Annotated in this window: 12 protein-coding genes, 1 tRNA gene and 1 other RNA gene; 6 read left to right on the top strand and 8 right to left on the bottom strand. The window is 44.1% G+C overall.

Annotated features, from left to right (window positions below):
- Positions 1–62: 62 nt before the first annotated feature.
- The 7 genes from lepA to coaD all read right to left on the bottom strand — a co-directional run bounded on the left by lepA (position 63) and on the right by coaD (position 5767).
- Positions 63–1862 (bottom strand): translation elongation factor 4, encoded by a 1800-nt coding sequence (gene lepA / locus JMX70_RS06145; RefSeq protein WP_068405877.1) that lies wholly within the window; start codon positions 1860–1862, stop codon positions 63–65.
- Between the two features lie 308 nt (positions 1863–2170).
- A tRNA-Met gene (locus JMX70_RS06140) sits at positions 2171–2247 on the bottom strand.
- A gap of 126 nt (positions 2248–2373) precedes the next feature.
- Positions 2374–2740: RNase P RNA component class A (gene rnpB / locus JMX70_RS06135), an RNA gene on the bottom strand.
- Between the two features lie 89 nt (positions 2741–2829).
- Positions 2830–3549 (bottom strand): dethiobiotin synthase, encoded by a 720-nt coding sequence (bioD, locus tag JMX70_RS06130; protein WP_201590455.1) that lies wholly within the window; start codon positions 3547–3549, stop codon positions 2830–2832.
- Positions 3546–4883, bottom strand: a complete 1338-nt coding sequence (gene bioA, locus JMX70_RS06125; protein WP_201590453.1) for an adenosylmethionine--8-amino-7-oxononanoate transaminase — start codon at positions 4881–4883, stop codon at positions 3546–3548. Before bioA ends, bioD begins: the two co-directional genes overlap by 4 nt.
- Before the next feature lie 3 nt (positions 4884–4886).
- The gene (locus JMX70_RS06120) at positions 4887–5135 is read right to left on the bottom strand and encodes a YfhL family 4Fe-4S dicluster ferredoxin (RefSeq protein WP_068405886.1); all 249 of its coding nucleotides are present in this window, start codon (positions 5133–5135) and stop codon (positions 4887–4889) included.
- Between the two features lie 122 nt (positions 5136–5257).
- The gene (gene coaD / locus JMX70_RS06115) at positions 5258–5767 is read right to left on the bottom strand and encodes a pantetheine-phosphate adenylyltransferase (protein ID WP_201590451.1); all 510 of its coding nucleotides are present in this window, start codon (positions 5765–5767) and stop codon (positions 5258–5260) included.
- Positions 5768–6013: 246 nt separating this feature from the next.
- On the opposite strand from coaD, the gene smpB reads away from it, so the two are divergent.
- Entirely contained in the window at positions 6014–6490 is a 477-nt protein-coding gene (gene smpB / locus JMX70_RS06110) for an SsrA-binding protein SmpB (RefSeq protein ID WP_068405891.1), read from the top strand.
- A 114-nt stretch (positions 6491–6604) separates the two neighbouring features.
- Here smpB and rarD read toward each other — a convergent pair whose 3' ends face one another.
- Complete coding sequence (gene rarD / locus JMX70_RS06105; RefSeq protein ID WP_201590449.1) at positions 6605–7627, bottom strand: EamA family transporter RarD; 1023 nt, start codon at positions 7625–7627, stop codon at positions 6605–6607.
- 273 nt (positions 7628–7900) lie between these two features.
- Here rarD and JMX70_RS06100 point away from each other — a divergent pair, with 273 nt between their 5' ends.
- The 5 genes from JMX70_RS06100 (at position 7901) to JMX70_RS06080 (ending at position 13761) form a co-directional block, all read left to right on the top strand.
- A complete protein-coding gene (locus JMX70_RS06100; protein WP_193031075.1) occupies positions 7901–8368 on the top strand; it encodes an Lrp/AsnC family transcriptional regulator in 468 nt (155 codons plus the stop codon).
- Positions 8369–8508: 140 nt separating this feature from the next.
- Entirely contained in the window at positions 8509–9267 is a 759-nt protein-coding gene (locus JMX70_RS06095) for a YidX family protein (RefSeq protein WP_207161655.1), read from the top strand.
- A gap of 229 nt (positions 9268–9496) precedes the next feature.
- Positions 9497–11950: a YgiQ family radical SAM protein gene (locus tag JMX70_RS06090; RefSeq protein ID WP_201590446.1), complete on the top strand. Its 2454-nt coding sequence runs from the start codon at positions 9497–9499 to the stop codon at positions 11948–11950.
- A 630-nt stretch (positions 11951–12580) separates the two neighbouring features.
- Complete coding sequence (locus JMX70_RS06085) at positions 12581–12994, top strand: hypothetical protein (protein ID WP_201590443.1); 414 nt, start codon at positions 12581–12583, stop codon at positions 12992–12994.
- Between the two features lie 233 nt (positions 12995–13227).
- Positions 13228–13761, top strand: a complete 534-nt coding sequence (locus tag JMX70_RS06080; RefSeq protein WP_201590440.1) for a hypothetical protein — start codon at positions 13228–13230, stop codon at positions 13759–13761.
- Positions 13762–13822 lie beyond the last annotated feature (61 nt).

The following is a 13822-nucleotide window of genomic DNA, read 5'->3' as shown; positions in this document are numbered from 1 at the left end:
TGCAGTAAAGCTGTCTATGCCGAATATTGCTGTGTTTTTATCTTTTAAAAGATAATGAACGTTTAATTATCGACCTGCAAGACGGCCAAGAAGGCTTCTTGTGGAATCTCGACGTTACCCACTTGCTTCATACGTTTTTTACCCGCTTTTTGCTTAGACAGTAGTTTTTTCTTACGCGAGACGTCACCGCCATAACACTTCGCTAGGACATCTTTACGCATGGCTTTAACCGTACTACGACCGATAATTTGACTGCCAATCGCCGCTTGAATCGCCACATCAAACATCTGACGTGGAATCAGCTCTTTCATCTTAGTGACCAGCTGATTACCACGGAAACGTGCTTGATCTTGGTGTACAATCATCGCTAAGGCATCGACTTTATCGCCATTGATGAGGACGTCAACTTTGACCAATTTATCAGCTTGATAGCGCTCGAAATTATAATCGAGCGACGCAAATCCGCGTGACACTGATTTTAGGCGGTCAAAGAAGTCCATGACCACCTCGCCCATCGGAATATCAAAAATCAACTGCACTTGACGACCCATAAAACGCATATCGACTTGGACGCCGCGGCGCTCAATACATAGTGTCATAACGTTACCCAAGTAATCTTGCGGCACTAAAATCTGACAGCGGGCAATTGGCTCACGGAACTCTTCGATATTATTTGGTTCAGGCAATCTTGACGGGTTATCTACGTAAATGACTTCGCCGTTCTTCTTTTCAATCTCATAAATAACCGACGGCGCGGTGGTGATTAAATCCAAGTCATATTCACGCTCTAAACGCTCTTGGATAATCTCCATGTGCAGCATACCTAAGAAGCCACAGCGAAAACCAAAGCCGAGCGCGTCGGAGGTATCAGGCTCAAAGTATAGCGACGCATCATTAATCTGTAGTTTTTGCAGCGCTTCACGGAATTTTTCAAAATCACTAGAATCTACTGGGAACATACCAGAATAAACTTGCGGCGTGATTTGCTTAAATCCAGGAATGCGCTCAACATCAGGCGTACTGGCATGGGTAATCGTATCACCAACAGGCGCACCAGCAATATCCTTGATTCCTGCGATAACAAAGCCTACTTCGCCCGCTTGTAAAATACCTGTGTCTACAGGTTTCGGGGTAAAGACACCAATTGAGCCCACTAAGTGCGCCTCTTTGGTCGACTTAATATACAGCTTATCGCCTTTTTTAATCGTTCCTTCACGCACACGTACTAAAGACACCACGCCCAGATAGTTATCAAACCATGAGTCGATAATCAATGCCTGTAGCGGTGCATCACGGTCGCCCGTTGGCGCAGGAATAAATTCAACCAAGGCTTCTAGCAGTTTATCGACACCAAGACCGGATTTTGCTGAGACGCGCGGCGCATCAACAGCATCAATACCGATAATGTCTTCAATCTCTTGAATCACGCGCTCAGGCTCAACTTGCGGCAAGTCAATTTTATTTAAAACCGCCATCACCTCTAAGCCCTGATCAACGGCGGTATAACAGTTGGCGACCGACTGTGCTTCAACGCCTTGTGCGGCATCAACGACCAATAGCGCGCCTTCGCAAGCCGCTAATGAGCGTGAGACCTCATAAGAGAAATCGACGTGACCGGGGGTATCAATGAAGTTTAGCTGATAACGCTCACCATTAGGATGATCATAAAACAAGGTCACAGACTGAGCTTTAATAGTGATGCCGCGCTCACGCTCAATGTCCATAGAATCAAGAACTTGCGCCTGCATTTCACGATCTTGCAAGGCACCACACATTTGAATAAAACGGTCAGCAAGGGTCGACTTGCCGTGATCAATGTGGGCAATAATAGAAAAGTTACGAATATTGGCTAATGCAGTCACAAAGCGCCTACTAAATAATGGAGGATTGAATAACGGATATACATAGTGTCAGATGGCAACCGTCGAATACATACTTATAGCTCATACTGGCCAATACGCCAAAAGAGACAGATTAAGTACCTACTGTATTGCCGCAATTGAAATGCCCACAGCGCAAATGACTAACTTTTATGACGCGCAGGCATACGAAGGTATTCTAGCAGTTTTCCGCTATAAAGTAAGTTGATTTTGTCAGCAAGCAAAAATCAGGCAAAAAAAAACCAATCATAAGATGATTGGCATTTTATTACTGCTGGTCTTACTAAATATGGTGGCGATGAAGAGACTTGAACTCTTGACCTCACGATTATGAGTCGTGCGCTCTAACCAGCTGAGCTACATCGCCATTTAAGGCTCGGTATAATACCGATAGAGAGGACTGGCGTCAACCCCTAATTAGCATTTTTTGCGAAAAAGACGCATTTCATCCAAATTAACGGTAAATATGCATAATACTAACGATAAAAACGAAAAAGTTGGTAGACCGATAAGCCGGGTTCTGTCGTGGACGATCATTCCTCTAGGCGTATCATCGCTGATACGCTCAAGCAACCTACCCGCATCGAACGCGGGCCGCGCCATATCGATGCCTATTTGGTCTTGCTACGCGTGGAGTTTACCCTGCCGTGAGATGTTGCCATTCACGCGGTGCGCTCTTACCGCACCCTTTCACCCTTACCGATAATGTCTTGCGACACCAAAGGCGGTCTGCTCTCTGCTGCACTTGTCGTCAAGTTACCCTGCCCAGCCGTTAGCTGGCACGCTGCCCTATGTAGCCCGGACTTTCCTCCCCTGCGCATCTGTTGCCAGTGTGCAGCGGCGATCGCCTAGTCTACCAAGCGCGCTAGTATAGCAAAATTAGTATCAGGTGTGGAAAGTGTTTTGCGCTTATTTATTTGTTGCTATAAAACTATTTAAATAAAAGCGTTTAAATAAAATCTGGCGGTAAAGCTAAACTATCATTACCTATAGTGCTATTTGTTTGTTGCGCCATTTGTAACCAATAGCTGTTTGGATAATGGCGCGCTAAGTAGTTTTTTAAATAATCAATCGTACTATTGGCAATCTCATCATCTGTCTGAGCAGCATTATCATGAATATGGTTATAAATCACGCTATGCAGCGTTAAGCCGCGCGCTTTAATCGCCTCTAAACTCAGTAAAGTATGATTTATACTACCAAGCCGCCCTGAGGTTACCAAAATAAGTGGATAGCCTTGCTCAGCAATATAATCTAAGGTTAATAGTTGTTCAGTGATTGGTACCAGTAACCCGCCAGCGCCTTCTAATAGTACCGCGTCGTAGCTTTGTTGCAATTGCTGCGTAGATTTAGTGATGATTTTAAAATCTAAAACAGCATTGGCAAGCTTGACAGATAAATGCGGCGACGCGGGTTTTTCATAACGATACAGACAAGTGGTAAAGTCTAAATCACAAGGCTGCAATGGAATTCCCATTAATTGACGATGAGTGACAATATCATCTGCAATATTCATTTTACCACTAGCTGAATCGATACTAACGCCTGTTTGTACCAGCTTTTGAGTGATGACGCTAATGCCTTGCTGCATCAGCGCTTTCGCCATCATACCTGTGGCATAAGTCTTGCCAATATCGGTATCAATGCCGGATATAAATAGCACACTCATAGCGAAACTCTGTTGGTCGTAGACATTTGACCCAAATAAATAGTGACGACAGTTAGGAGCGCTTGGCACAACGTCACCAGTTCGTCATCGCTAATGACATAAGGCGGCATAATATAGACCAATTTGCCAAAGGGTCTGACCCAAATGCCATTGTCAATCAGCAAAGATTGAAAAACTGGCATATCAACCGCCTCATCTAGCTCAATCACAGCGACCGCGCCCAAACAACGAACATCCGCAACGCCATTTAAATTTGCCGCTGTGGCTAGCTGCTCATCCATGATAGTTTGCATATTTGCCGTACGCGCTTCGATATCATAAGACAAGATTAAATCAATTGATGCACAAGCGACTGCGCAGGCCAACGGATTGCCCATAAAGGTCGGACCATGCATCAGGGTTGGATAGTCGCTTTGGCTAATGGTTTCGGCAACCTCACGGGTACAGAGGGTCGCCGCAAAGGTCATATAGCCGCCTGTTAGCGCCTTGCCAATGGTCATAATATCAGGGCTGATACCCGCATGCTTGCAAGCAAACAGCTTGCCACTACGCCCAAACCCAGTGGCGATTTCATCCGCAATCAGCAGTACGTTATGCTCATCACACAATTGGCGTAGCAACTGCAAATACTCGGGATTATAAAAGCGCATCCCGCCTGCACCTTGAATAACAGGCTCAATGATAAATCCAGCAAGTTGATGGCTGTGTTTAGCAAAAAATGCGGTTAATTCATCACGCTCATTTTGAGCCAGCTCACGCTCAAATCCTAATGGCGGCGCAGTGACGAAATACTGCGTCGGCAATTGTTTACCATACAGGCTATGCATGCCGCCGACTGGGTCACAGACACTCATCGCGTGCCAGGTATCGCCATAATAGCCAGAATGGGTCGAGGCAAATTGGTTTTTATTGGGACATCCGGCTGCAATTTGGTATTGCAGCGCAATTTTTAGCGCTACTTCGACGGCAATGCTGCCGCTATCGGCATAAAATATCGCATCAAGACCATCCGGGACAATGGATAATAATTTTTTGCCTAAATCTATGGCTGGCTGATGGGTTAAGCCGCCAAACATCACATGCGCCATTTTGCCCAATTGTGCAATCATCGCCGTATTGAGCGTTGGGTGATTATAGCCATGAACGCTTGCCCACCATGACGACATGCCGTCAATCAGGCGCATGCCATCGTTAGTAACGATATAAATACCTTCAGCATGGTCGATGACGATATTAGGATAGGTGGGTGGCAAGCTGGCATAAGGATGCCAAAGGTGCTGTTGGTCGAAATCGTTGGTTGAAAGGCTACTCGTTGAGCGGTCAGATCTCTTCATTTTTTATTTGCCAGTAATGCGTTTGTATTTTGCCAATAAATCGCTTTGGGTTTCGACGTGGTTTGGGTCATGCGGGATACAGTCGACAGGACAGATGACCACGCATTGCGGCTCATCAAAATGACCGACACACTCTGTACATAAATCAGGGTCGATGACATAAATATCATCGCCCTCTGAGATGGCTTCATTTGGGCAAGCAGGCTCGCAGACATCACAATTGATGCATTCATCGGTAATTAATAACGCCATAAACTGCTCCTTATTTGCTAGCAGTTGATAATAAATGAGTACGTCCGTGGTTTACGATTACACTTAATATTAAACCACCAGCCCATCATTAAAGATTAACTTAGTAAATATTTCACTAAATGTTAGCTGCTGAGTTTTTTTATAAAAGCTTCTGAGACGCAAGGTGGCACAAATTTCGTCACATCGCCGCCAAGTTTGGCAATTTCACGAATCATAGTCGATGAGATAAACGAGTAATTTTGCGACGGCGTTAAAAATACCGCTTCAAAATTCTCATCAAGCTCGCGATTCATATTGGCTAGCTGAAACTCATATTCAAAGTCTGACATCGCGCGCAGACCACGCAAGACCGCCGTGGCGTTTTTTTCGCGCATAAAATCGACCAGCAAGCCTTCAAAACCAATCACCGACACTTGCGGCAAATCCGTAAATACCGTCTCGACCAAATGTACGCGCTCCTCAAAATCGAACAATGGTTTTTTATGATGACCAGAGGCCACCGCGATGACGACCTCATCGAACAATTTAGCCGCGCGTTTAACCAAGTCGACATGACCGTTGGTAATCGGGTCAAAGGTACCAGGGTATAAAATTTTGGTATGCAATTTTGAAGAAGTAGCAGAAGGGCTCATAACAGGGCTAATATGGTTAATGATAATGACCCATATGCTAGCAAATTTTGCTCAAACTTCCTACTTATCTGCTACATTTGTCCTAACAGCCGATTTACCTTTTAGCCGTGCGCTTTGCTACAATAGTCAGTTCGACTCATCGCTCTTAATAGGTAAAAAAATATCTACATTTAAGGGTTAGAATGAGGAACAGTTAGACCGGGACAATTTATACAAACCATATATAAAAGTCCTTATGGAGAAATTATGTCAAAAAAATCAAAAAAACCTGACAATCAAATCTGTGCTAATAAAAAGGCTCGTCACGAGTATTTTATTGAAGAAACCTTTGAGGCAGGTCTATCGTTACAAGGCTGGGAAGTGAAGGCCATTCGTGCCGGCAAAATGACCATTACCGAAGCATATATTATCTTTCGTAATAATGAGGCATTTTTATTTGGCGCCCATATTCAGCCGCTGCTTTCAAGCTCAACGCACGTCAGCCCTGATAGCATCCGTACCCGTAAGCTGCTGCTCAATCGCCGCGAAATTGAAAAACTCATGGGCGCGGTCAATCAAAAAGGCTATGCGTGCGTACCATTATCTTGCTATTGGAAAAACTCCTTAGTGAAATGCCAAATTGCGCTTGCCGTTGGTAAAAAGCAGCACGACAAACGTAAAACACTCAAAGACCGCGACTGGGAACGTGATAAGCAGCGCGGCTTTAAGCAGCATTTGGATTAAAATTTTCGTAAGATAAATTTTAATCTAACGCAAAAAGGACGATTCAGCATATTGTTGATTCGTCCTTTTTTATGACATTGTTAAGGTAAACTTGTTAATTTAACGAAGCAAATTTTAGACCGTTTGGGCTATTTTGCTCACTTTTGACTCTTTATGAGCGCGGCGTAATTGACAGATACCGTGCGCGATTAGGCAAGCAATTCCGAGCCAAATTAAGCCATAACTATAAATCATCGCTGATTCAAAAGGATTGCCCAAGACAGTGATTGCTAAGATAAATAATAATGCCGGCTCGATATAGCTCATCATACCGTAAACATTGACAGGGAGCATTTGACTGGCATCCACATTGGTTTTCATCGCCAGCACGCTAAGCATGCCAAGTCCTGCCAACATTATGATAAAAAAGCTAGAGCTGCCAACCAATCCTAAACTGCTCGGCGCAACAAATAATAAATAGGCGACGGCAAACGGGGCAAAGATGGTCAAATCCACCAGCAAACCTGTAATCGCGCCGATACCTTGTAGGCGGCGTAAAATATAATAAACAGGATAGCTGCCGCAGACCCAAAGCGTCGCCCAAGAAACACTTTGGGTACGTACAATCTCACTACCGACGCCGACAGCGGCAAAGCCAACCGCCAACCATTGCAGACGGCTCAATTTTTCGCCAAATAGGACGCAACCAAACACCACCATCATCAGTGGAAAGAGAAAATAACCCATCGCGGTTTGCACGCCCTGCCCATTAACTGGTGCCCACATAAACAGCCAAAACTGGCTAAGAAATATCGGCGTTGGCAATAATAACCAAGCCCAATGCTTTACCGTGCGCAGCGCCTTTAATTTATCAACATGCAAACCTAAACGCCCACTAATCAGCAAATACCCTATTAGCGCTGCCCACATCGCTAGCATGCGCCAGATAAAAACTTGCGTACCTGACAATGGCGCCAAAAAACTGCTATAGGCATAAAGCACACCAAATAACAGGTTTGATAATATCGCCAGCGCCACGCCCATTATCAATGTACGCTGCTGCGCACTACCTGCTGTCCAAACAGCAGGCAACGGCAAGCGTGAAACGGTAGCTGTGAGCATATTAATAGAGACATTAGAGGGCGTTAGGTTCGACATAATAAGCACCGTAAATATAGATAGACGTTAGAAGGCTTAGCGATTGTTTTTATTTTGCTTACTCAATTATTCACAAGCTTTGATTGCTAAGCTTTGATTAATAACGTCTATTTTACCAAGGTGCTATGAGATATTATTTCTATATAATAAATTATATGAATAAATTTATCTAATATATTGTTAATAACTGACTATTTTATTAAATTTACATTATTATCGATAATATTTATAATAAAAATCTTAATATTTGTGATTTTCTAGGGAAAAGAGACTGTGAGCCATATTTTAGACGATACCGATAAAGCTATTTTAAATTTGCTACAGAATGATGCGACTTTGCCGTTAAAAACGGTGGCAGAACGTGTACACGTTTCTATCGCTACCGCCCAGCGCCGTATTCAAGCATTAATAGATAGCGGTGTGATTACCAAACAAGTCGCTATCGTTGATCCAAATAAGGTCGGTTACGGACTGACGGCGGTGGTCATGATAGAGATGTCGCGCTCCAATACCTCGATGCAACATCGATTTGAGCGCTTAATGCATGACCAACCGCGAGTAATGAGCTGCTATGAAGTTTCAGGAGATGCGGATTTTATGTTGATGGTCAATGCCAAAAACATGAACGATTATCATGAATTTACCCGTAATTTGCTGACTTACGAGAACAATGTGCGCAGCTTTAAAAGTCAGTTTGTGATGAATTTCACGAAGAGTGGGACAAAGATTTTACTCGATTAATAACAGCTACAAAGCCCATGCAATTTTTATCATCAATAAGAGTGGATAAGCCATCGCTAAAAAAGGTACGATAGCAACGAATGTTTGGCATTAAATGCTAGATAAATTATCAACCGTATAGCAGACAAGGAAGCCTGATGATGAGTAAAAAGATACCGCCTATCGATCCCAATAATAATGCTCAGACCCTATCGAAGTTATTAAACCCAAAAACCTTATTAACAGGCGCATCACTTGCGGCATTGCTTGCTAGCTCAGGCTGCGCCACCAGCTCTTTATTAGAAAGTGACAATCACGTCAGCAGCAAAACTAGCAAGCAAATCTTGTCTGAAGACCAAATTGTCGCTTTTGGTCGTCCTGCAAAGGCATTACCAAAAACGCCCAACGCCACCATGGTCATCGTCGGTGAAAAAAATAGCTATGTGCTGACCCAAGGCGGGACGGAAATGATTGGCTTATTAAGCAATCTGACGCCAAAAAATATCCACGTCGATAACGACATGAGTTTTTATGTGCCCAACAATGATGGCTATTTTCAGGGTGAAATGAAGCTGTCGTATGCCAAGTTAAAAGATGAATTCCAGCGCTCAGACTATCAATTCTTTTTGCAAAATAATGGCCGCGACTGTACTTCAGCCAGCGACCAACGCATCAATGCTCAGCGCTTTTGCTTTAGCGTGCCTGTCAAAGGTGCTATCTATCCGCAAGTGAGTAATTTAAGCTTGATTCAATCTAATTACCGCGCTTTAAGTAAACCTTATACGGTCAGTTTTTATACTCAAAATCATCAACAACAAGTGTCTCGTAGCGGTGCCAATACCGCGCAAAAGCTGGTGTTATTGCCATTTGCCTTAGCCTTTGATGTAGTCACCTTTCCCTTTCAACTATTAGATCAATAAATTTTTTAGTTTAATTCATACATAAACAAAGAAGGGTTGTTAACGTTTATTAATCCTTCTTAGTAAGAGATTATCCCAAACTATCAATAACTTACCTCGCTATTATAAAATCTCTTTTTTACATAATGAAAGCAATTCATGTTAAAATGAGCGCTTTTAAATGAGCCGTTGTTTATAAATAACGATAACGGCTTTTTTAGTGCCACTTTTTTAATTAACAGGTCCGCTCATGTCTGCCGATACCATCGCCCGCACCGCCTTTAAACAAGGCACCAAACCACTTTACGACTACGACAAACATTGGGCGAGCTGCTACGAGCCTGCGCCTTATTTGCCAATGAGCCGCAAAGAAATGGACGATTTGGGCTGGGATGCCTGTGATGTCATCATCATCTCAGGCGATGCCTATGTCGACCACCCAAGCTTTGGCATGGCGATTATCGGCCGTTTATTAGAAGCGCAAGGCTTTCGCGTCGGTATCATTGCCCAGCCAGATTGGAAAAGCAAAGATGCCTTTATGGAGCTTGGTAAACCGGTTTACGCGTATGGCGTGACCGCTGGCAACATGGATAGCATGATTAACCGCTATACCGCCGATCGTAAAATCCGAAGTGATGACGCTTACTCGCCCGGTAACGTGGCTGACAAACGTCCTGACCGCGCCGCGATCGTCTATAGTCAGCGCTGCCGCGAAGCTTATCCTGATGTGCCGATTATTTTGGGCGGTATCGAGGGCAGCTTACGCCGTATCGCCCATTATGATTATTGGTCAGACAAAGTCCGCCGCAGTATCTTGATGGATGCGCGCGCTGATGTCTTGTTATATGGCAATGCTGAGCGTGCCATCGTCGATGTGGTGCATGGTTTATCAAAAGGTTACACCTTTGAACAAATGAGCAGTTTGCGCGGTACGGCGTACTTATTGACCCCGACCCGTCGCCATTGGCAAGCGGGCATGACCGAGGTTGCTAGCAATGATGTCGATACCGTTGGCCGCGTTGATCCCATTATTAATCCGTATGTAATGACTGAAGACGTTGATCAATGCTCAATCGAGCAAGATAAGACTAGCGCCTCACCCGTTGGACAAGCTACGTCAGCAATGACAGGAATCTCAGCCCAATATGCGAAGCAGTATCAAGGCTTTGTCGCCGAACCTGTGACCAATAAAGTCTTAAATGCTGAGCAAGTCGATGAAGACACGCAAGTGGTGCAAATGCGCGGCTTTGATAAACCACAAACCGCACGTAAACATAAACTTAAAATGCCGCCGCGTGAGCAAACGGTCATTCGCCTACCTGATTATGAGCACGTCAAAGCTGACCCAGTGTTGTACGCGCATGCCAACCGTATCTTACACCTTGAAACCAATCCGGGTAACGCGCGTGCCTTGGTGCAGCGTCATAGTAGCGGCGCTGGTAACTCGCATACCTCGATTGACGTTTGGCTCAATCCGCCACCGATTCCGCTCTCAACCGAAGAGATGGATTACGTCTTTGATTTGCCGTACGCGCGTTTGCCGCATCCAAGCTATGGTGATGCACGCATCCCTGCTTATGACATGATTAAATTCTCGGTCAATATTATGCGCGGCTGTTTTGGCGGTTGTACGTTTTGTTCAATCACTGAGCACGAAGGCCGTATTATCCAAAATCGTTCAGAAGAGTCTATCTTGCGTGAAGTCGAAGCGATTCGTGATACGGCGCCAAACTTTACCGGCGTTATCTCTGACCTTGGTGGGCCGACCGCCAATATGTATCGACTCAACTGTAAAGACGAGACGATAGAGAAGAACTGCCGTAAGCCGTCTTGTGTCTATCCTGACGTCTGCGATAACTTGATTACCGATCACAGTAATTTAACCCAGCTATACCGTAAAGCGCGTGATATCAAAGGCGTGAAAAAGATTCTTATCGCCTCAGGTTTGCGTTATGACTTGGCGATTAAAGACCCTGAATACGTCAAAGAATTGGTCAGCCATCATGTTGGCGGTTATCTAAAGATTGCTCCTGAGCACTCTGAAGAAGCGGTGCTGTCAAAAATGATGAAACCTGGCATGGGCAATTACGATAAATTCAAAGCCATGTTTGAGCAGTACAGCCAAGAGGCCGGCAAAGAGCAATATCTGATTCCGTACTTTATCGCCGCTCACCCCGGTACTAGAGACGAGGATATGATGAACCTTGCGCTGTGGCTAAAAAGTCATGGCTACCGTGCTGACCAAGTACAGGCGTTTTATCCTAGCCCGATGGCGACCGCAACCACCATGTATCATACGCATAAAGACCCGCTGCATAAGGTGAGCCGCAGTGAGGGCGATATGGATATCGTCAAGTCTGGCAAGCAGCGTAAACTGCATAAAGCTTTCTTGCGCTATCACGATCCAAAAAACTGGGTCATGCTGCGTAAAGCGCTGCAAGATATGGGACGTGGGGATTTGATTGGTAAAGGTCGCGGCTGCTTAATCCCGCCATTTAACGCCAGTTTAGAAGGTCGCGATGCCGCGCAAGACAGCTATCAATCGGCGCGTAAAAAGAACAGCCGCTTGGGCAATGACTCAGTGAAACGCAGCAATAATAGTCCTAACGCTGCAAAAAACACCTCGGGTAAAAACAGCAAGCGAGTCAGCAAAGGCAACTTCCAAACTCAGCATACTGGCTTACCACCGCGCAAGACTAAGTAATTCCAATAGCGATTAATCATTGCTACTAAATCCGTTAAATATTTTAGTTAAGCTCAAACTAAAGCGCCTATCGGCTCAGCAGTCGATAGGCGCTTTTTTATGTTTTTCACATTAAATATATTAGAATTACTCTAAAATCGATACAGTGCGACTGGGATGAATTTTTCGTAGCCTCTGTGATAACAGCAAGCAAGGAAAATTTATACCAGTCGCAAAAAGCTATAACGTATCGCTTTTATCTTGAACTGACTATACATTGGCTTTTTTGAATAACTGTTTAAGCTTATAGTCAAAATATCCTAAAAACGCGGCGGTATTGCTGATATCAATTTTTTGTAGCCTCTGTCTGCGTAGGCACAGCAAGCAAGAAAAATTTATATCAGCAGTGCTTGATGTATTGATATCATTTTTCATTCACTATAGTTATTTTACAGAAGCTATTAAGGTCAGCGTTACATTAACCAGTGTTTAAGTAACTTAACGAACATGTAACAAACAATTTCTAACATTATCTAGAAAGGCTTTTCGTTAACATAGGCGCTATATGCATAAGGCGCCGTTAAAAAGCGCACGATTAGAAAAAGAATAGTCAAAAAATACCTGCTAGTTTTTACATTTTTGGAGAATGCCATGAATACCCTAACCAAAGTTGCTGTTGCCCTACCTGCTCTAGCGCTACTTAGTGCCTGTGCGACCACCGCACCTACTACGCCAAACAAGACCCCTGCGTCAGAAAGCGTGACCGATGTCGCCTATGACCGTATGGCGCCCGCCCCTTATACCTGTACCGATGACAGCAAAATCTTGGCAAAACAGTCTATCAATAAAAAACAAGTTATGCTAAATGCGACTTTACCTAAAGTAAACTGGGCCGACCAACCTATCATTCTAAATGGCGGCGTCCAAGGTGATACGGCAAGCTATGTCAATGAGTCAAACCCAGAAGTAGTCTATGCTTGGCACATGAAAGAAGACAAAGGTATCCTTGCAATGAAATGGGCAAACGGTAAAGAATATCAAGTAAACTGCCAAGTAGGCAGATAATGATTTTGGTTTAATTGTTCATTGATAATAATAAACCTATCATTGTTAAACCCATAACTATTAAACCTAGCACTATAAAAACAGCCATCGAATGATGGCTGTTTTTTTATGGCTGGAAATTTAAAAGCGTACTCGCTAATGCTTTATTTTATTATGCTAGAGAAGCAACGCGAAAACTGGCAAAATAGCGCTGATAATAACTGTATGATAATCAATAACAAAAGGATACTTCGATGGTTAAGCCCCTCATAAGTATGATGATAATGGCTAGCATAGGCTTGGCGGCACTAACGAGCTGCGATAATAGCGCCAACGATTCTAATGGCACTGCTACATCTTCTGCTGCGCAAACACCTGACGCAGCAGACGTGCATACTATTGACTGGTCACTGGTCGCAAGCGGCGAAAAAGCTGTTGACCCTGCCAATTATGAGTATCCGTTTGCGCTCGATAGCCAAAATGTGCGCGATTATGCGGAGTATTTCGGTGTGGATAATGCCACCGCGCAGCACAATCTGACCGTGAGTATGGCAAGCAATGAAGCGCTCTCAAAAGTACTCGATCAGCTTAGCGAAACCTATACTTCGCACGAGCTAACCGATGATAAAGAGATGAAACTTATTATTCATACCACGTCTGATGTTGCTGCCAGTAGCTATGATTACGTGCTGTCCGATGACTTTGCTAAGGGACTAGTATTACCTATCGTGATTCAGCCGGATAGTAAGAAAGATGAGGTTAAGGGGCATGGAGAGGTGGCGGAGTAGAAAACTTACGCATCGTAAAAGGTGACAACCCATGGAATGAAAAATACTTATAGGACATAGG

The organism is Psychrobacter pulmonis, assembly GCF_904846465.1.
In the GTDB taxonomy this organism is placed as follows: Bacteria; Pseudomonadota; Gammaproteobacteria; order Pseudomonadales; family Moraxellaceae; genus Psychrobacter; species Psychrobacter faecalis.
Note: the sequence above shows the minus strand (reverse complement) of the source record. Positions and strands in the feature narration are given on the sequence as shown.

Excerpts from the sequence above, each read along its gene's own strand:
- bioD (WP_201590455.1), bottom strand. The coding sequence starts at position 3,549 with ATGAGTGTGCTATTTATATCCGGCATTGATACCGATATTGGCAAGACT.
- bioA (WP_201590453.1), bottom strand. The coding sequence starts at position 4,883 with ATGAAGAGATCTGACCGCTCAACGAGTAGCCTTTCAACCAACGATTTC.
- JMX70_RS06120 (WP_068405886.1), bottom strand. The coding sequence starts at position 5,135 with ATGGCGTTATTAATTACCGATGAATGCATCAATTGTGATGTCTGCGAG.
- coaD (WP_201590451.1), bottom strand. The coding sequence starts at position 5,767 with ATGAGCCCTTCTGCTACTTCTTCAAAATTGCATACCAAAATTTTATAC.
- smpB (WP_068405891.1), top strand. The coding sequence starts at position 6,014 with ATGTCAAAAAAATCAAAAAAACCTGACAATCAAATCTGTGCTAATAAA.
- rarD (WP_201590449.1), bottom strand. The coding sequence starts at position 7,627 with ATGTCGAACCTAACGCCCTCTAATGTCTCTATTAATATGCTCACAGCT.
- JMX70_RS06095 (WP_207161655.1), top strand. The coding sequence starts at position 8,509 with ATGAGTAAAAAGATACCGCCTATCGATCCCAATAATAATGCTCAGACC.
- JMX70_RS06090 (WP_201590446.1), top strand. The coding sequence starts at position 9,497 with ATGTCTGCCGATACCATCGCCCGCACCGCCTTTAAACAAGGCACCAAA.
- JMX70_RS06085 (WP_201590443.1), top strand. The coding sequence starts at position 12,581 with ATGAATACCCTAACCAAAGTTGCTGTTGCCCTACCTGCTCTAGCGCTA.
- JMX70_RS06080 (WP_201590440.1), top strand. The coding sequence starts at position 13,228 with ATGGTTAAGCCCCTCATAAGTATGATGATAATGGCTAGCATAGGCTTG.